At 59.4% G+C, this 18161-nt stretch carries 15 protein-coding genes; 7 read left to right on the top strand and 8 right to left on the bottom strand.

All coding sequences use genetic code 11. The features are described 5' to 3' along the window. Nucleotides 1-311 precede the first annotated feature (311 nt). From IH881_14450 to IH881_14430, 5 genes are all read right to left on the bottom strand, one after another. Nucleotides 312-650, bottom strand: coding sequence for an HNH endonuclease (locus IH881_14450; GenBank protein ID MCH7868894.1), 339 nt, complete (start codon nt 648-650; stop codon nt 312-314). Nucleotides 651-1012: 362 nt separating this feature from the next. Beyond that, a complete protein-coding gene (locus IH881_14445; GenBank protein ID MCH7868893.1) occupies nt 1013-1951 on the bottom strand; it encodes a hypothetical protein in 939 nt (312 codons plus the stop codon). A 195-nt stretch (nt 1952-2146) separates the two neighbouring features. Further along, nucleotides 2147-2602, bottom strand: a complete 456-nt coding sequence (locus IH881_14440; protein MCH7868892.1) for a DoxX family protein — start codon at nt 2600-2602, stop codon at nt 2147-2149. Continuing rightward, entirely contained in the window at nt 2599-3510 is a 912-nt protein-coding gene (locus IH881_14435) for an SDR family NAD(P)-dependent oxidoreductase (GenBank protein MCH7868891.1), read from the bottom strand. Before IH881_14435 ends, IH881_14440 begins: the two co-directional genes overlap by 4 nt. A gap of 42 nt (nt 3511-3552) precedes the next feature. Beyond that, nucleotides 3553-4482: an acyl-CoA desaturase gene (locus IH881_14430; GenBank protein ID MCH7868890.1), complete on the bottom strand. Its 930-nt coding sequence runs from the start codon at nt 4480-4482 to the stop codon at nt 3553-3555. A gap of 303 nt (nt 4483-4785) precedes the next feature. Between IH881_14430 and egtB the strand changes: the two genes are divergently transcribed. From egtB to IH881_14415, 3 genes are all read left to right on the top strand, one after another. Continuing rightward, nucleotides 4786-6108 (top strand): ergothioneine biosynthesis protein EgtB, encoded by a 1323-nt coding sequence (egtB, locus tag IH881_14425; GenBank protein MCH7868889.1) that lies wholly within the window; start codon nt 4786-4788, stop codon nt 6106-6108. Beyond that, complete coding sequence (gene amrS, locus IH881_14420) at nt 6071-7186, top strand: AmmeMemoRadiSam system radical SAM enzyme (GenBank protein MCH7868888.1); 1116 nt, start codon at nt 6071-6073, stop codon at nt 7184-7186. The genes egtB and amrS overlap by 38 nt, the downstream gene beginning before the upstream one ends. Nucleotides 7187-7262: 76 nt before the next feature. Further along, nucleotides 7263-9713: a CoA transferase gene (locus IH881_14415; GenBank protein ID MCH7868887.1), complete on the top strand. Its 2451-nt coding sequence runs from the start codon at nt 7263-7265 to the stop codon at nt 9711-9713. Here IH881_14415 and IH881_14410 read toward each other — a convergent pair. Together IH881_14410 and IH881_14405 are read right to left on the bottom strand one after the other, a co-directional pair. Then, a complete protein-coding gene (locus IH881_14410) occupies nt 9710-10132 on the bottom strand; it encodes a nuclear transport factor 2 family protein (GenBank protein ID MCH7868886.1) in 423 nt (140 codons plus the stop codon). The two genes, IH881_14415 and IH881_14410, sit on opposite strands and share 4 nt — an antisense overlap. A gap of 4 nt (nt 10133-10136) precedes the next feature. Then, nucleotides 10137-12206, bottom strand: a complete 2070-nt coding sequence (locus IH881_14405; GenBank protein MCH7868885.1) for a (Fe-S)-binding protein — start codon at nt 12204-12206, stop codon at nt 10137-10139. 212 nt (nt 12207-12418) lie between these two features. On the opposite strand from IH881_14405, the gene IH881_14400 reads away from it, so the two are divergent. The 3 genes from IH881_14400 (at nt 12419) to IH881_14390 (ending at nt 16627) form a co-directional block, all read left to right on the top strand. Then, nucleotides 12419-13498 (top strand): XdhC family protein, encoded by a 1080-nt coding sequence (locus IH881_14400; GenBank protein MCH7868884.1) that lies wholly within the window; start codon nt 12419-12421, stop codon nt 13496-13498. 84 nt (nt 13499-13582) lie between these two features. Further along, a complete protein-coding gene (locus IH881_14395; GenBank protein ID MCH7868883.1) occupies nt 13583-14188 on the top strand; it encodes an SRPBCC family protein in 606 nt (201 codons plus the stop codon). 30 nt (nt 14189-14218) lie between these two features. Beyond that, a complete protein-coding gene (locus IH881_14390) occupies nt 14219-16627 on the top strand; it encodes a CoA transferase (protein MCH7868882.1) in 2409 nt (802 codons plus the stop codon). Nucleotides 16628-16632: 5 nt separating this feature from the next. On the opposite strand, the gene IH881_14385 is transcribed toward IH881_14390, so the two are convergent. After that, nucleotides 16633-17661, bottom strand: coding sequence for an Hsp33 family molecular chaperone HslO (locus tag IH881_14385; GenBank protein MCH7868881.1), 1029 nt, complete (start codon nt 17659-17661; stop codon nt 16633-16635). Between the two features lie 249 nt (nt 17662-17910). On the opposite strand from IH881_14385, the gene IH881_14380 reads away from it, so the two are divergent. Then, the coding region (locus tag IH881_14380; protein MCH7868880.1) for a gamma carbonic anhydrase family protein at nt 17911-18161 on the top strand (251 nt) is incomplete at its 3' end.

The following is an 18161-nucleotide window of genomic DNA, read 5'->3' as shown; positions in this document are numbered from 1 at the left end:
TGCATGGCTGTCTCCCTTCGAAACGATGGTCTCAGACGTTGATCGTCGCTGGCTCTCCTCGGAGTATTTCTTGGTGGTCTCGGGCGCGGGGTCGAGATCCGTTGGGCAGTGATTTCGCCACTGCGACGTGTTCATTCTAACAGATATGGGTTTGGAAATGGGAACGCCGTGGGTCGCTCTGGGCCCATCGCCTGCAGTTTATCACGTATCGCTAGGATATTTCCCCCAAGCCTCATCTCCAAAGCCCCGCTACACCACTCCCGCCCGCTGCCTCCCCCCAAACGCTGAAAGCATCTCCGCAGCTCGGCTATTCACCTCGTCTCCGCCGCCTCGAGCATCGCATCAAACGTCTGAGCTGGAACGGCCTCCGCCTTCGCAGCGCTCCGACTACGAGCTGCTCTCGCCCGCGCCTCCTCCGCGGTCTTTGCCGTATGGCACGGAATGCACAGCGTCTGAAGATTTTCGTCGTCGTGGGAACCTCCGTCAATCAACGGAACGATGTGGTCGAGTTCCCAGAATGATTGGCGAGGTTTGTAGCCGCGGTCTCGGATTGCGCGAGTTCGGCCGCGGCCGATCTTGCGTAGTTCCCGGCGGACTTTGTAGGTATCGACATGGCACGTGACGCAGCGCCCGCGGTCACGTTTGCGCATTCGTCGGCGGGCTTCCTGGGGGTCGCTTGCGTTGTAGATGTCGACACACGCCTGATGCCAGCGTCGGCGTCGGTTGACGCTGCCCTGCTTGTCGCCGGTTTCGAAGAGGATCTCTTCTCCACACCAGCGGCAAACTCCCCGGGGTGCGTTGCTGAAGGGAATCTCTGGACGTCGATGGGTCGTCATTGTTCTGGCAGGCCTCGTAGCATCGTTTGTAACGTGCTCGTAACGTCCAGAGCCGCGCACCCGAAGGCTGCGGCGGCGAAACACTGCTACTGAGGGGAACGTTTGTTGAGGTAGCACGTTCTTCGGTTCGAGACGAGTGCGCCGAGGATCTGCCTATCGATCCGCGCACAACCGAATCACCGGATCCTCCGCACGAATCCGTTGGCCGCGAACCCGGTCAACAGTGGGACGCCGTGAGAGATGCAGAAGGTCAGCGCAGTTTCGAGGATGGGATAGGGAATCGAATCAAGCGGGACGCCGTATCTCGAGCGCGCGGGTTGGATGGGGTCGAGATGCTTCATGTAGACCACCTGTTCGGGTTCGAGTCCGAGATTGAACATGCTGTGGCCGGAGGTGGGAAGCATGGCTGTATCGGCCATGTTGCGCTTCATCGCGATGCGGCTCTCGGTCGAGTCGTGCAATAAGTAGACTGCAAGTGATTTTCGCTTCTTCAGCAGTTCCTTTGCGATCGGGATTACATAGTTGGGATAGCCGCTCTGGGAAACAACCAGCGACTTCGAATGTTTGGGGAAACCGTTCAAGACCAACAAGTCCACCAATATATTACGGTCGACGACGATGATTTGCTGAATGTCGTAGGGGTGAGGCAGATGCTCGGTGTACTTCTCTTCGTCGCGAAACTCGAACAATGGTTTTGCAAGAAACCGCGTGATTGGGTGGCCAGCGGTCCTCATGATTTCGTGCAGATCGTCGAGTACGGCGCGGGGCGGTGGGCGCCAGGATCGAGTTCCATAGTAGACCAAACCCGCGGCAGAAATCGCGGCCATGGCGGCTCCTTCGGGTCCAATGAGGTAGTGCCCCAAGCTCCCTGCAAGGATTCCTGCAGCAGGCCACATGACATTCCTGGGCATCTTGTCCATGCAATAGTAGAGGTAGAGTTGGTTCTGGGTGAAGTAGTACCGCCCACTCGAGCTGGTCCGGTCGACCAATCTCAAGTAGTCGATATCAGTGAGATTGTGGGGGCGATTCGGATCGAGCCCAAAGCGGTAACTGCACTGTCGACATACAACGCCGTCGGTGTAGATGTTCTTGACTGAACACTTTGGACATTCCAAGTAAACCGCCTCCGGGCGTCTCCATCGACTCTTTCGGCGATACGGTTGTGCGGATGAATAGGCTCCGGGAAGGCGCCGGCCCGAGCCGTGACCTTGGGATTGACGAATGGCGCACAGATTCGTGGGATTGGTGTTCTCATAAGTGACGGAGTCACTCGCCGCCGCGATCGAGATCGAAATGGATGGGCTTACAGGTTAGAGAAGACCCTTTGCCGCGAGGTAGCGGTCCAGGCTGTACGAACCCGGTTCGTGGTACAGGAAGTGAAAGCACACCCCCAGCAAGCATACGTTCTTGATGAAATTGCTTCGCTGATAGAGATCCCACAGCCATTGCCAGTCGCTATCGAGCCCCGGTGGGTAGATGAACATCCCGGGAACATGGATCAGCAGCGTCACCACCACCAGGAAGATGCCAAGCGCAGTCGCAGCAAGGTGAATGCGAAACCCGAGTGCGATCGAGATTCCGCCGGTCAAAAGTAGAATGCCCGCGGCCAGCGAGAACAGGCGCGGTTCGGGCATCCAGAGTGGTATCAGTTGTTGAATGAGCTCGTCGCGAAATATGTGTTCACCGCCCAATACGATGAAGATGCTGCTGAAGAGCATGCGGAAGATCAGCTCGGCAAGATCGGAATCAATACGCTGGCGAATCATGACCCGGGCCCCCATTTTCCGATCTGTGGCAACGCCCGGTAGAGCAGGGCGTGAAAGACCTTGCGCGGAAGGGTTCGTCGCAAGATGTAGAAAAAGCGCGCGTCGATTGTCGCGAACACCCGCAGTCGCGGGTTTTTCTTGTGTAGAGTGGCGAGCACCTGTTCTGCGATGTCTTCTGGCGTCGCTCTGGCGAGGGACATCAGGCGTTCGATGAACGGCGCCATCGAGCGGTAGACCACGTGATACGGGTCGAATGCATCTTCGATGGCCGACCGGGCATGCTTCGAGAGGATTACATTATGAAACGAATTCGAATGTATGAAGCCGGGTTGGACGAGCGTGACGTGAATCCCCCAGGGCTTCATCTCGTACCAGAGCGATTCACTCGCTCCTTCGAGGGCGAACTTGGAGCCACTATAGGATCCCATGGTGGGCATGGCCATCATACCGCTCACGGATGAAATATTGATTACGCGTCCAGCTCCCTTCTCGCGCATCCGTGGCAAGACGAGTCGTATCAATGCCATCGGCGAGAGAAAATTGGTGTCCAATTGCGTGAGTGTCTCGGCCTCGTCCATGTGCTCGGTGACCGATCGAAATACGATGCCCGCGTTGTTGATCAAAATGTCCACACCGCCGAGCTGGTCGCGAATTTCGTCGACGACACGACACCGTTGCGCTCCGTCGGTCACGTCGAGGGTGCGCAGCCAGATGCGATCGGTGTCGGAGAAACCTTGTTGTTTGAGGCGCTCGAGTGATGCTGCTCTTGCGGTCAGGACGATGCGACCGGAGGGCCAGGCCGCCAGCTTGTGAGCGAGGGCGAGACCAATGCCGGTGCTCGCCCCGGTGAGCAATACAACGGGATCGCCTGGGAGGGTCGATTCGACCGGAGCGCGCGTTTCGGCCACACAAAAAAGGTAGAGAGTCTTCTGTGCGGGCGAAAGGGGCCGCTAGCGAAACGGTGCCGTCCCGGATATGTCGCTGACCAGCGGCGCTTGGGGCGCCTTCACCTCTGCGCGTGTCTGTGCTGCCGCTTCGGCCGCTTCTGCATAGACGCTTGCAGGCGGTCGCTTCATGTCCCAGATCAACCCTACGCTATTCAACCCGCGCAGGATGTAGTAGGTGAGATCGATCTCCCACCAGTAGAAACCCTGGCGCACAGAATTCATGAAGCGATGGTGATTGTTGTGCCAGCCCTCACCGAGGGTGAGGAGAGCGAGAAAGAGGTTGTTGCGACTGTCGTCGCCGGTGTCAAAGCGCGTACTGCCCCAGCGATGTGCCAATGAATTGATCGAATACGTCGAATGCCAGAGCGCCACGGTTGAGATGCCCATTCCCCAGACCAAGCCGCTGAAGCCGCCGATCGCATAGCAGAGCAAGGCGAGAATGATCGGGGGCACGATGTGCCATTGGTTGAGCCATACGAGTTCGGGGAACTTTGCGAAGTCGCGGATCTCTTCGATCCGCGTGTATTGCCACTGCGGGTCAAAGATCCATGCCTGGTGTGAATACCAGAAACTCTCTCGAGGCGAATGCGGGTCACCCGGCTGATCCGAATAGCGATGGTGCAGGCGGTGGGCGCCCGCCCACCAAAGCGGACCCTTCTGAATTGAACTGGTACCGAGAAATGCCAGGGCGAACTGCATGGCGCGACTGGTCTTGTAGCTACGGTGAGAAAAGTAGCGATGGAATCCACCGGTAATGCCGAACAATCGCACCCAGTAGGTCGCCGCGAAGATACTTACATCGACGACGCTGACCCCGGTGTAGAGCGCGATCAGGCAACTTGCGTGGATTCCCCAATAGATCGCAGCGGAGACACCGCCGACCCGAACCCACCAACCGTCGGCCTCCTCGCTCGAAGCCAGATTTGCGCTCATCAGCCACCCCCAGTGCACTAGCCAGGACACGTGTATTCCTGTGACCTGCGACGAATCAAGATCAATCTGTAGTGACAGACACTACGCATCGGTTCGAATCCCAGCACGGGATTGCCAGTGAAACTTTGGTAAAAGGGCGTTTGAGCCCAATCTGAGTCGGCTGTAAAACGCCGCGAGAGCGATGTTCGAACTAGCCGACCCTGGACTACCATGAAGCGATGATCGAAGGCTCAATAAAAGTGACTGCAAGTTTCCATCGCTCATTTGCGCGAGATCGCGCGAACCGCAGTCGGGTGCAACACGATGAGTGAGGGAGTCCGCCTCTCCGCAGCGTCGATCGCGCACCAGGTCGAAGATGTGCGGCGCGTGACCCTTGCGCTCATCGCTGATCTCAGCGACGAGCAACTCGAACTTCCCTACCTCGCGACGGTCAATCCCATGCGCTGGGAGCTTGGCCATATCGGTTTTTTCTTCGACAGCTTCTTGCTGTCCGAACTCGATTCCGTCCCCACGTCGTTCAAAAACGGGACTGATTTTTTCGATTCCTTTGAAGTTGATCACGTCGATCGTTGGAGCTTGGACCTGCCGCCTCGCAATGAAACCCTCGCGTATCTGGACGCCATCAAGCGGCGTGCACTAGAACGCCTTGCCGGACACGAACCCACGGCCCGCGAGTCGTACCATTATCAACTCGCGATCCACCACGAATCCATGCACGCCGAAGCCCTGGCGTGGACGCGCCAAACCATGGGGTACGCGTGTCCTTCAATCGAGCTGCAGAGCCCCGTCCGTTCGACCGTCCCTGGCGGGCAACACCCCGGAGACGTGCGGGTCGACGCGCAGACCTTTCGACTCGGTGCCGAACCCGCACGCGATGGCGAAGCTCAGCGGTTCGTATTCGATAATGAGAAATGGGCGCATCCGGTCGAACTCCCGGGCTATGAAATCAGCCGTGCTCCGGTCACGAATCGCGAGTTTTCCGAGTTCGTCAAAGACGCTGGATACGCCCGGCGCGAGTGTTGGAGTACCCCCGGCTGGGTGTGGCGAACCAAGGCTGAGTCCGACCATCCCGGCTACTGGAAGGTCGAAGACGGGACGTGGCTGCAGCGAGTCTTCGATCAATGGGTACCGTTGATGGAAGATGCCCCCGTCGTCCATGTAGGTTGGTACGAAGCCGAGGCGTACTGCCGCTGGGCGGGTCGACGTCTTCCCAGCGAAGCCGAATGGGAATGCGCGGCCAGTACGGCTCCCGGCGATACAAAGAAGCGACTCTATCCCTGGGGTGATGAAGCCGGGGCGATGACTCGGGAAAGGGCGAACCTCGACTACGAGAATCTTGGTTGTGTCGACGTCGCGTGTTACCCGGAAGGCGATAGCGGGTGGGGTTGTCGTCAGATGTCGGGCAACATCTGGGAATGGACGGCTTCAGCCTTCTATCCGTACCCGGGATTCGTGGTCGATACGCCTTACCGCGAATACTCGGCACCTTGGTTTGGTTATCCAAAGGTTCTAAAGGGCGGGACCTGGGCGACCCGTTCCCGCCTGGTGACCAACACCTATCGCAATTTCTTCGAGCCAGGACGTCGAGATGTCTTCGCTGGCTTCCGCACCTGCGCAAATGAGTGAATCCTCCACAGTCGCCACACGCTATTGGCAGCGGCTCCCCGACTCCGGGCGCGTTCAGTGCGATGTCTGTCCCCGTCACTGTCAACTCAAGGAAGGGCAGCAGGGGCTGTGTTTCGTGCGTGCCTGCCGCGGTGGTGAAATCGTCCTCGAAAGTTATGGGAGATCGAGCGGCTATTGCGTCGATCCGATCGAGAAGAAACCCCTCAACCACTTCTTGCCTGGAACGCCGGTGCTCTCGTTTGGAACCGCAGGTTGTAATCTCGCCTGTGCGTTCTGCCAAAACTGGGATATCAGCAAGTCTCGGGAGATCGACACCCTGAGCGATGAGGCACCTCCAGACCGAATCGCGCGGGCTGCCGTGGCGCTCGGGTGTCGCAGTGTCGCGTTCACCTACAACGATCCCGTGATCTTTCTCGAGTACGCCATAGATGTCGCGCGGGCTTGTAGCGCCGTTGACATCAAGACGGTCGCGGTGACAGCGGGCTATGTCTGTGATGCACCGCGGCGCGAGTTTTTCTCCGAGATCGACGCTGCGAACGTCGACCTCAAGTCCTTTAGCGATGCGTTCTATCGCAAGACATGCAGCGGCGAACTCGAGCCCGTGCTCGACACCCTGCGTTATCTCAAACACGAAACCGATGTCTGGTTGGAAGTCACGACCCTGCTGATTCCCGGGATGAATGATTCCGACGAAGAGCTTCGCGCCGCAAGTCGCTTCATGTACGAAGAGTTGGGTGCCGACGTGCCCTGGCACTTCACGGCGTTTCATCCCGACTACAAGTTGCGTGACCGCCCGCGAACCCCGAGCCAGACGCTCAGCCGGGCGCGAAATATCGCGCGAGACCAGGGCCTTCGCTACGTCTACACGGGTAATGTCCACGACGAATCCGGGGGCAGTACCTATTGCGCGGAGTGTGGTGAACGAGTGATCGGACGAGATTGGTACGTGCTTACGGAGTGGAAGCTCAGTGGCGGTTGCTGTGATTATTGTGGGGCTCCGTGTCCCGGCGTGTTCGATCATCAGCCGGGGGATTGGGGTTCCCGCCGACTGCCCGTCCGGCTTTCGGACTTTGAGTGAGAGCCCGAGTTTTCGTATCTTCGCACGACTTGCCAGGCACACGCTGTCACACGCTTGATAGAGGGTGGTCTCGATCTTGAACTCGAACGAGGAAAAATGCGCGCTGGCCGGTCTGCGTGTGCTCGAGCTCAGTGACGAATCCGGCATGTACTGTGGGAAGCTACTGGCAGACCTCGGGGCCGAAGTTCTGCGCATCGAGGCGCCTGGTGGTGATCCCGCGCGTTCAATTCCTCCGCTTTGGAGCGGCGATGGATCGGAATCCGAAAGCGACGCTGGGATGCGTTCGGGATTGCGCTTTCGGTATCTGAATACCAGCAAACGATCCCTCGTGCTCGATCTCGAATCGTCCGAAGGCCAGCGTCGGTTCAGCGAACTCGCCCGGGATGCGGATCTCGTGATCGAGTGTCTCGCGCCTGGAAGACTCGCAGAACTGGGACTGGGATTCGAAACCCTGAGTGCCGAGCATCCCGGGCTTCTCATGACCTCGATCACGGGCTTTGGGCAGACGGGTCCCCACCGCGACTTCCGTTCGTCAGACCTCGTCATCAATGCAATGGGAGGAGCGGTCTATGTGACGGGCGATCCCGCGGACCCCCCGGTCAATCTGGCCGGCGACCAGGCTTTCATGATGGCGTCCACCTGTGCAGCCGCTTCGAGTCTGATCGCGCTTCGGCAACGCAACGCGACCGGCATCGGTCAGCACATCGATATCTCGGCCCAGGAAGTCATGCTCGCAGTGACGCATATCTCGGGTGTGGGAAAGTATCTCGACGACGGCATGGTGCCCGTGCGCAACGGAACTTCGCTATTCGCCGCCGTTCCATCGGGGGCCTACTCATGCAAGGACGGGCTCATCTATTTGATCGTGAATCGTCCCCTGCACTGGGTTGCCCTGGCCCAGTGGATTCACGAAGAGACTGGCAATCAGGAAGTAGTCGATCCGATGTTCGAAGGGCCATCATCGGTGCGCATCGAATACCGCGAGTTGCTCGACATTTTCATCTCGGACATGACCTGCAAGTTCAGCGTCGAAGAGCTCTACCACGAGGGCCAGCGGCGCCACATTGCCGTGACCCCGGTCAACTCGTCCGCCGAAGTGGCGAAGGATCCGCATTTGGCGGCGCGGGACTTCTTCGTCGACGTCCCACAGGCCGAGCAGGGAAAGCTCACCATGCCGGGTGCGCCGTATCGACTGGCCGCAACCCCGTGGCGAGTGTCGGGAGCGCCCCCAAGTCCCCAAACCCAGGGCGCACCAGGGTTTTCGGAGCGCACGGCGCGCAAAAATGTCGGGGTGAATGCCGTTGGACAAGCGCTCGCGGGACTTTCCGTGGTCGAATTTACTGTGGGCATGGCCGGTCCCTGGATGGGTCGTTTCATGGCCTACTGCGGGGCGGAGGTGATCAAGGTCGAGACGATCAAGCATCTCGGGGTGGTTCGTCTGTACATCCCCCCGCGCGCTCGCGAGCTCGGTGTTCAACCGGCGCTGTCTCCGTGGTTTACCGATTGGGACGCGGGCAAGCGTTTCGTTTCCCTCGATCTGACGAACCCCGACGCTGTACAACTCGCAAAGCGACTCGTCGCCCGGGCAGATATCGTGATCGAAAACAACAGCGCTGGCGTGATGGACAAACTCGGACTCGGCTACGACGCGATGGCAAAAGAGAAGCCCGATCTGATTCACTTGAGCACCAACGGCTATGGAGAGACAGGGCCCTGCGCAAAGTACGTCACCTGGGGACCCAACATCGAAGCGCTCTCCGGGTTGAGTCGGATGTCCGGACATCCCGGACGCGACTGCATCAATACCCAGTACGCATACCCCGACGCAGTCGGCGCACTCCACGGTTTGGTCGCCGTGATGGCCGCCCTCGACCATCGCGATCGAACGGGTGTTGGGCAGCACATCAGCTTGTCGCAACTCGAAGCCACCATCGCAGCACTGGGCGTTGCAATGACGGAACCCCTGGCGACAGGCAGCGAACCCGAGCGTCCGGGAAATCGTTCCCTCTATATCGCTCCCCAAGGTTGTTATCCCTGCAGCGGTGATGATCGATGGTGCGCGATCAGCGTGAAGGATGAAGACCAGTGGCGAGCATTCTGCGCTCTGCTCGAGCATCCCGAGTGGTCCACGGACCGGCGCTTCTCGTCCCTCGCACACAGGCTGGCCAACGCAGATGCCCTCGACGAATTGATCACTGAATGGACGCGCACCCGCGACGCCCACGACATCATGAACCAACTTCAGGCAGCGGGGATCGCGTGCGGTGTAGCGGCGACGGTCGAAGACATGCTCGAAAGAGATCCGCATCTCGCAGCCCGCGGTTTCTTCGAAACCATTCCACACCTGATCAAAGGGTCGGTCATCGCGACCGGCATACCGCTCGGGCTTACGCGTTCGCAGGGCAAGACCACCCGGGCGGGTGCCGGAATTGGCTGCGACAACGACTACGTCTTTGGAGAACTGCTGGGGCTCAGCCCGCGGGAGCTGCTCGAGCACCGTGAATCTGGTGCCATCGAAACCCCTTAGATTTCACGGAACTCCAGCATATTGAGCAAGCGATGGGTGAACTTCCATTCGGTGCCCACCCTGACGTAGCGATCTTTGTAGAAACCGTGACCGGTCTTCGCCGTGCCCTCGATCACGCAGCGCAGATCCAGGTAGCAAGTGCCTTCGGCCCGGTCGCCATCAATTTCGATGACGTGGTTGTGCACGAAGGGTCGAAACTCGCTCGTGGCGAACATGTCCGCGTAGGCTTGCAATAGCGCCGCCCGTCCGACGATGGGTGGGCGATCGCCGGTGTCCATTTCGGCATCGTCGGTAAACAACGCAATGGTCCCGTCTACGTCCTTCTGCCACACACAATGAGCGTACCGCCGCGCGAGATCACGGATCGCTTCGAGGTCAGCGAGTTCCAGAAGTTTTGCCTCTGCGTTCGACTCGGCCATCGTGTTACTCCTCGAGACTTTCCGCGACCAGTTCTGCGATGTCTTTTGCCTTGATCGTGCCGTCCGGATCTTTGGCCCCCAGCGCATCGTCGAACATCTGTATGCAGAACGGGCACCCCACCGCCGCCGTTCCGGCGCCACTTTGTTGGATGTCTTCTACGCGGGCGTGGTTGATGCGCTTCTTGGGGTTGTCATCCATCCAGGCGTAGCCGCCGCCCGCGCCACAACAACGCGCCTTCGATTTGCTTGCCTTCATCTCGATGAACTGGCCGGGTGCCGTGATGCTCTTGAGAATGTTTCGGGGCGCGTCGTAGACTTTGTTGTGACGACCGAGATAGCAGGGGTCGTGATACGTCACGCTGTCGAGCTTTTTCTTGGGTGTGAGCTTTCCGTCCTGAAGCAACTCGTCGATCAGTTCCGTGTGGTGAACGACTTCAATCTCGTTGGCGTCTTTGGAGTAGTCGGGATATTCGTTCTTCAATGTGTTGAAACAGTGCGGGCAAGCTGTCACGATCTTCTTGATTCCATATTGCTTGAAGGTGTCGATGTTGGTCTTCGTGCAGCCCTGGAAGGCCAACTCGTCGCCGACCCGCCGCGCGGGATCTCCCGAACACTGTTCCTCGTTGCCGAGCAACGCAAAGTCGACGCCGCCTTCCTGCATGACCTTGACCAGAGCCCGACTCGTTTCGATGTTGCGATCGATCATCGCCCCCGAGCAACCCACCCAGAAGAGCGTGTCGGATTGATCTCCGCGTCCGTAGACCTTTACATCGAGGTCCTCGAACCACTCCTCCCGGTCGCGTCCCGCACCGGCGAATGGGTGGCCGCGTTCGTCGAGGTTCTTGAGGAATAGTTGGACCTCCTCGCCCATCTTTGCCTCGCTCATGACCAGGTAGCGCCGCATATCGACGATCTTGGGGATGTGCTCGACGAAAACCGGGCACTCTTCCATGCACGCTCCACAGGTTCGGCAGCCCCAGAGCTCTTCTTCGAGCACCGCCGGGGCAGCACCGTCTTTGCCGTCGCCCAGCAGCATGCCGAGCATACCGTCGGGAACCTCCTCACCGCGTTTCCGGGCGCTCAGGAGCTCGGGGCCGACGGTGTCGAGGTGGTGTTGCATGTCCTGGATCAATTTGCGCGGGTTCAGGGGCACGCCGCTGACATGGGCTGGGCACACGCTTTCACAGCGGCCGCAGTTCACACAGGCGTCGAGATCCAGCAGCGCCTTCCAGCTGAACTGTTCAATCTTGTTGAAGCCGAGGACATCCAGGGCGTCCGGATCGCTTTCTGCCAGCTCGTCGATGTCGGGGTAACTCAGTTTGCCGCTCGGCTCGAAGCTGCGCAGGAAGATATTGGCGGTGCCGAACAGCACGTGCTTGAACTTGCCCAGGGCAAAGTATCCCATGAAGACAAAGGCGGTGACCGCATGCAGCCACCAGTTGTATCGGTGCATGACCGTGAGAGTTTCCGATTCGAGATCCTGCAGCATCAGCGCAACCATGTAACCGCCGGGAGACCAGCGCGCGAGCTCAGGTTGCACCCGCAGTTCGGTGACCGCGATGCGGAGTCCCTCGACGACGAAGCCCTGCATGAAGACCAGCAGGAGCAACAGCACCGCGACCCAGTCGTCGGCGATCGTGTGAAAGCGCGCGGGCTTTACCAGGCCGCGGTAATAGAGCGCCATCAACAGCCCGATGATGCCAAGGATTCCAAAGCTGTCACTCAACAGCGAGTAGTAGAGGTAGAAGGTTCCCTGGAGAAACTTGATGCCCGTCCATTCCTGGATGGAAATCAAAGAGGTTGCGATCAGCTGTGCAAAGAACCCATAGAAGATGAACAGGTGCGCCAGGCCCATGAAGGGTTCGCGAAGCTGTCTTCGATGGAGAAAGATCTCCGCCAGCGCAAAACGGATTCGCCTGCCGATCTGGTCGAGGCGCGGCTCGTCGGTGCCGAGTTTCCACAGACGGACGCGTCGATAGATGCTGACCCCTACGGCTACGAGAGCGAGGAACAGAAATCCATAAATCAGCGCATGTCCAGCGATGTTCCAGTAAATTTGCCGGGTGGGACCCATGCGCTTCCTATGTTCGAGAGAGTTTGCGAGGGTTGGTGGGGGATCGGTGACGGTCAGGCTACCAGCTGGGAACTCACTCCTGCAACAACCCGCGGACGAAAGCGAGTCGGGCCTCTATACTGGCAACGCATCGGGTGACCCGGGCAGTTCTGACCCCGCGCCATCGAGGCATCCCCTGGAGCCGCGTTGCGACGGGATTGCTGAGGAATCGAGTGAAAGAACTCATAAAAGCTCTGGACGATTGGACTGCAAATGGCGAGGAAATCGCACTCGCTACCGTGGTGAACGTAGACGGCTCGGCACCTCGTCCCAGCGGCGCGCGTTTGGCGTTGACTCGGAGTGGATCGATGGTCGGGTCGGTCTCGGGTGGCTGCGTCGAAAGCGACGTCTACCAGCGAGCACTGGGCGTACTCGATCGACGCGAGCCGACGCTGGTCGAATACGGACCCGTGCAACCCGACAGCCTCGAAGTGGGGCTGAGCTGCAACGGACACATCGAAGTCTTGATCGAAACCTTTTCCGCGGACGACGTCTGGCGCCGGGTCCGAAGTGCGATCGAAGACGATTGCCCCGCGGCAATGGCGATCTGCTTCGGTCCCGAGCGTCTGCTCGGTGCGCGCCTTGGGGTCATCGGGATTGCGAGCGACGCTCCGGCGCGAGTCGGAAGCATCGACCCGGAGATCGATGAAAGTGTCGCGATCGAGGCGCAGAGAATGCTCCGAGCCCGGGAGAGCGGGGTGGTGGAGATCGCGCCCGCAACCGGCGAGGGCGATCCCTACCGGGTGTTCATCGAATCGTTTGCTCCGGCGCAAAGACTCTATCTCGTGGGAGCGACCCCGATCGCGGTCGCGCTGTGTCGCATGGCAAAGGAGGTCGGCTTCCACGTATTCGTGATCGACCCCCGTACGGCATTCACCGGGGGCGATCGCTTTCGCGACGCGTATCAGCTGTTGCACGAATGGCCAGTGGACGTACTGAACGGTGCAGTGCTGGATGCCGACGCATATGTTTTGACCCTCACGCACGACCCAAAGTTCGATCTTCCGACCCTTGCGCGGGCACTCGAATCGGATGTTCGCTACATCGGTGCTCTCGGGAGTCGCACGACCCACGCCAGGCGTCTCGTCGAGTTGCGCGCTCAGGGGTTCAGCGACGAGTCTCTGTCGCGTATCAAAACCCCAGTCGGTTTGGATTTGGGAGGGCGCCGTCCCGAAGAGATCGCCCTGGCAATTTTGGCGGAGATGGTCGCAACTCGATACGAGCGAAGTGGAGGGCCACTCTCGACAGGTTGAGACGTCGAGATCTCGGATGCAAATCGTGTCATCGAGCGAGACGTAAATCAAGAAGCGGATCGAACTGGATCAAGGAAGCCCGGTATGGCAATTGAAATTCAAGAGAAGTTCGAGGTCGAGGCCCCGGTCGATCTCGTCTGGCAGTTTTTGATCGACCCGGAAAGCGTAGTGACTTGTCTACCCGGCGCATCGCTGACCGAGGTGGTGGACGAGCGAAATTTTCGCGGTCGGGTGAAGATCAAGCTCGGTGCGATTACCGCCGCCTACAAGTGCAAGATTCAATTCGAAGACGTGGATGCTGCGCGTCACGTTCTGGTGATTACAGGCGAAGGCAAGGATCCGAGTGGGGGCACAGCCAGGGCCAAAGTCACCCTGAGTCTCAACGTGCTCGAGAGTGGGTCGACCGAAATGACGACCGACGGCAGGATCGATCTCACCGGCAAGGTTCTGCAGGTCGGCGGTGGAATGATCAAGGGGGTCTCGCACCAACTCTTTCAGCAATTCGCGAAGAATGTGAAGCAGCGAATGGAAACTGACAGTGTCGCGGTCGCCGAAAGCGCAGAAGCGGCGACAACCCCGGCACCGATCGCAGAAGACGCGTCCCTCAAGGTTCTCCCGCTGCTGTTGAAAGCTTTGGTCGCAGCGGTTGCCAATTTCTTTCGCCGAATCTTCGGTGGGGCCAGACACTGATACACGCGATCCCGCCGGAAGGAGAGTGAGTTGGCAGAGGCGCTCGAGGGAATCCAGGTCGTCGAAATGGGTGGGCGCGTCAGTGCGCCGTTCTGCGCGAAACTGTTTGCAGACTACGGCGCCGAGATCATCAAGATCGAAACGCCGGGCACTGGAGATCCGTCTCGCAGTTGGGGGCCGTTTCCACAAGACGTGCCCGACCGCGAAAAGAGCGGTCTGTTCCACAGCCTGAACACCAATAAAAAGTCCGTCACCCTGGACGTGAACGTTCCCGCGGATCGAGAGAAGATCTGCGCTCTAATTTCCCGTGCGGATGTCTTGATCGAAAACAACACTCCGCAGGAAATGCGCGACTGGTCCCTCGACTATGCGTCGTTGCAAAAACTCAATCCTACCCTCGTGATGATTTCGATCACGCCGTTCGGCCAGACGGGTCCCTATGCGGATTGGAAGGGCACAGATCTGAATGCCTATCACCTGAGCGGGGCGAGTGCGCGCTACTGCGGACTGCCCGGAGAAGCGCCGCTCGAGCACGGAACCTTCGCGGCGGATTATTTTGGCGCGGTCGCGGGCGCTGCCTGGGGACTCGCTGCGGTCTACGGTCGCAAGAACACGGGCGTCGGGCAGCAGGTAGACGTGTCGTGTGCCGAAGTCATCGCCGCTTCCTTTGTCGGGGGGCAGAACATCGGTGGCTATGCCCAGAATGGAAAGTTCGATACGCGGACTGGAGTCGGGATGCCCTTGGGTGCGCCCGCCACGATCCTCCCCTGCAAGGACGGTCACGTCTGGATGCTCGCCCTCGAACCCGGCCAGTGGAATGGCATCGCAAAGGTGATGGGCGATCCGGAGTGGATGCAGACGGAGATGTTTCAGGACATGTTCTCGCGCGCCGAAAATGCCGATCTGATTTATCCCTTGATCGAAGAATGGACCATGCAACACGGCAAGCACGAGATCATGGAGAAGTGTCAGGCCGCCGGTGCGCCGGTTACTGCGGTCTTTACCGTCAAGGAGGCTGCCGAACATCCGCACTTGCGAGAGCGGGGCTACATCGTCGATCTCGAACACGCTGCCCTGGGCAATCTGCGAATGCTGGGCGCGCCCTTCAAGCTTTCGGAAACTCCCGGCGGGCCCAAGAGGGCGGCGCCACTCCTCGGTGAAGACAACCACGAGGTGCTCGGCGCCCTGGCGACCCCCCGCCCCGCCGAAACCGCCGCCGTGGCGGGGGCACGTCCTCTCGACGGCATTCGCGTCGCTAACTTTGGCTGGGTTTGGGCCGGACCCGTCGTCGGACAAACGCTCGGCTTCCTGGGCGCCGAGGTCTACAAAGTCGAATCGAACATTCGAGTGGACATGACCCGCAGGCTGCCGCCTTTCGGTGGGGGAGAAACCGGCCCCAACTACAGTCTTTCCAATCACGCGTGCTGGGCGGGTAACGGCAGTGTGACGATCAACTTCAAGAGCGAAGAAGGTCTCGCGCTCGCGCGCCAACTCATCATGGAATCCGATGTCGTGATCGAGAATTTTGGCCCTGGCGTGATGGACAAGATCGGCATCGGCTACCAGGAAATGAAGAAGCGCAAGCCCGATATCGTCATGCTCTCGATGCAGGGGGCCGGGACTTATGGCCCGCTCATGAACACCCGGACCTATGGCTTGAGCTTGACTTCACTCACCGGGCTCGACAGCCTGACGGGTTATTGCGACGGCCCTCCACTCCCGGTAGAGAACGCATTTTCGGATCCCTTTACCGGAATCTTCGGCGCGTTTGCCATCGTCACGGCGCTCAACCATCGCGACCAGACGGGCAAGGGGCAGTACATCGACTTTTCCCAACAGGAAGCCGTGATGCAGATGGTTGGCCCCGCGTTCATGGACTACGTGATGAATGATCGGGTCGCGGGTCCGCTCGGGAACCGACATCCACTCGCCGCAGCGGCGCCCCACGGCGTATTTCGCTGCACGGGCGACGACCGCTGGATTTCGATCGCGGTCGAATGCGAAGCGGACTGGACCTCATTGGTTGCTTTCATGGGAAATCCGGACTGGGCAGATTCTCCCGAATTTGTGTCGCGCGAAGGACGGCTGGACAACATCGAAATGTTGCACGAGCAAATCAACCTGTGGACCGCGAATTGGGATGATCGCGAACTCGCGCAGCAACTACAGAACGCGGGGGTTGCGGCGGCACCGGTGCTGAACGTCGGCGATCTACTTCACGACCCTCACTACACGGAGCGCAAGACCTATATCGAAGTCGACCACCCTTTGGGTTTCCGAGAAACCATCTACGGTTCCTACGTCAAGCTGAGTCACAGTCCGGTCACGGTGCGGCCGGGTCCCGTGATCGGTCAAGACAACGAATACGTTTTCAAGCAAATCCTCGGGCTTTCCGACGAACGCTATTCCGACCTGGTCGAGCGGAAGGTCATCTATTGATTCCGTCAGCTATTGATTTTGCAAACGCCGCGATGCTCAGCTTCGAGCAGCGTTCGAATCTCGAGCGTCGAAAATTCATAGGCCTTCGCGCAGAATTCGCAGCGAATTTCCTGGTTGAGTTCGCGCGCAACCATCTCTCGAATTTCCTGGTTGCCCAGCAACTCCATCATGCGCAGTGCGCGATCCCGGGTGCAGGTGCAGCGAAAAACCGGGTAGGTGGTGTGACGATCTCGGGATCCGAGTCCGCGCAAGAGTAGATCGAGAAGCTCATTGCAGTTGGCGTCCGACAGGGCGAGTTGTGAAAGCGCCGGCATTCCCCGGACATTTTCTTCCACTTGCGCCACCTCTTCGGGCAGCGCGTCGGGAAGGATCTGAACCAGGAATCCCGCGGCGACCACCGCACTCTCGTCGTTGGCCATGGCGACCCCCAGCCCCATTGCAGAGGGAGTCTGCTCACTTTCCGTGAGGTAGAGAGTGAGATCTTTCGCGACCTCACCGCTTACTAGCGGTACGGCGCCGGTGTAGGGCTCGCGCCATTCCGGCCGGTGCCGGACTACGCGAAGTGCACCGAGTCCGATCGAGCGGGCGACGTCGGGGCTTCCGTCTGCGAGAGTCAAGTTGGTGTCCGGGTGCTCCACAATTCCCCGAACTCGCCCGAGATCGTCCGCGATGACCACGATGCTGCCGAGGGGACCATTGCCGCGGAATTGGAGTTGGACGCTTTCGCTCGCCTGGCGGTCATCGTCTGTTTCATCGAAGTTCTCGTTGGAACTGTCAGTCGAGTTGTTGCTGACGCCGGATTCGACCGGGTCGGCCGAAGCGGGACCCACGGCGATCAACACGGCCCCCATGAGTGCGCGCCCCAGGGCGTTGGCCGCAGTTGGTGCCATCTTGCGCCGGTTCATCGCTTCGGCGATGAGTTGGCTGCCAATCAGGGTTCGAACCGCGATCCCACCGCCTTGCGAGATGGTTCGCACCAGCTTTGCATGGCCTTCGGGTACATCGTGAACCGGATCTTCGCTGGCGGAGGTCATAGGGTGAGAGTATCGCGGGAAATGTTTGTGGCCATCCAGGTCGACGCTCCGGTGCTGGAGGCAGGGCCTTGGGCTTATATGCTACGCATCCATCTGGAGGCAGAGCGACATATCGCTCACGATCATCGTCGCCACTGCCGTCTGGCCCGCTTGTCATCGATGGCGAGAATTGGCCGAGAAGTCAATCATCGGCAAGATCCTTGAAGGACGAGGAGAGGTAAATTGGATAATCCGGCAACGACAAACGCAATCTCGTTGATTCTTCCGTTTGAAGGTCGCACGCCGACGCTCGCATCCGGTGCATGGGTGGCGCCGGGAGGCGTAGTGATTGGTGACGTCACGCTCGGCGCCAACGCAAGCGTCTGGTATGGCGCTGTGCTGCGCGGCGATGTGAATGCGATTCGCATCGGCAGAGACAGCAATGTTCAGGATGGCGCGGTGATTCACGTGACTCGCGATCTATTCAATACTGAGGTCGGCGACGTGGTGACCATTGGGCA

It is taken from the genome of Myxococcales bacterium, assembly GCA_022563535.1.
Lineage (GTDB): Bacteria > Myxococcota_A > UBA9160 > UBA9160 > UBA4427 > DUBZ01.
This window is presented reverse-complemented; position numbering and strand designations above follow the sequence as displayed.

What these genes read in the sequence shown, in the direction of transcription:
- IH881_14410 (MCH7868886.1), bottom strand. Translation starts at nt 10,132, where the DNA reads ATGGCCGAGTCGAACGCAGAGGCAAAACTTCTGGAACTCGCTGACCTC.
- IH881_14405 (MCH7868885.1), bottom strand. Translation starts at nt 12,206, where the DNA reads ATGGGTCCCACCCGGCAAATTTACTGGAACATCGCTGGACATGCGCTG.
- egtB (MCH7868889.1), top strand. Translation starts at nt 4,786, where the DNA reads ATGAGTGAGGGAGTCCGCCTCTCCGCAGCGTCGATCGCGCACCAGGTC.
- IH881_14440 (MCH7868892.1), bottom strand. Translation starts at nt 2,602, where the DNA reads ATGATTCGCCAGCGTATTGATTCCGATCTTGCCGAGCTGATCTTCCGC.
- IH881_14385 (MCH7868881.1), bottom strand. Translation starts at nt 17,661, where the DNA reads ATGACCTCCGCCAGCGAAGATCCGGTTCACGATGTACCCGAAGGCCAT.
- amrS (MCH7868888.1), top strand. Translation starts at nt 6,071, where the DNA reads ATGTCTTCGCTGGCTTCCGCACCTGCGCAAATGAGTGAATCCTCCACA.
- IH881_14450 (MCH7868894.1), bottom strand. Translation starts at nt 650, where the DNA reads ATGCGCAAACGTGACCGCGGGCGCTGCGTCACGTGCCATGTCGATACC.
- IH881_14430 (MCH7868890.1), bottom strand. Translation starts at nt 4,482, where the DNA reads ATGAGCGCAAATCTGGCTTCGAGCGAGGAGGCCGACGGTTGGTGGGTT.
- IH881_14395 (MCH7868883.1), top strand. Translation starts at nt 13,583, where the DNA reads ATGGCAATTGAAATTCAAGAGAAGTTCGAGGTCGAGGCCCCGGTCGAT.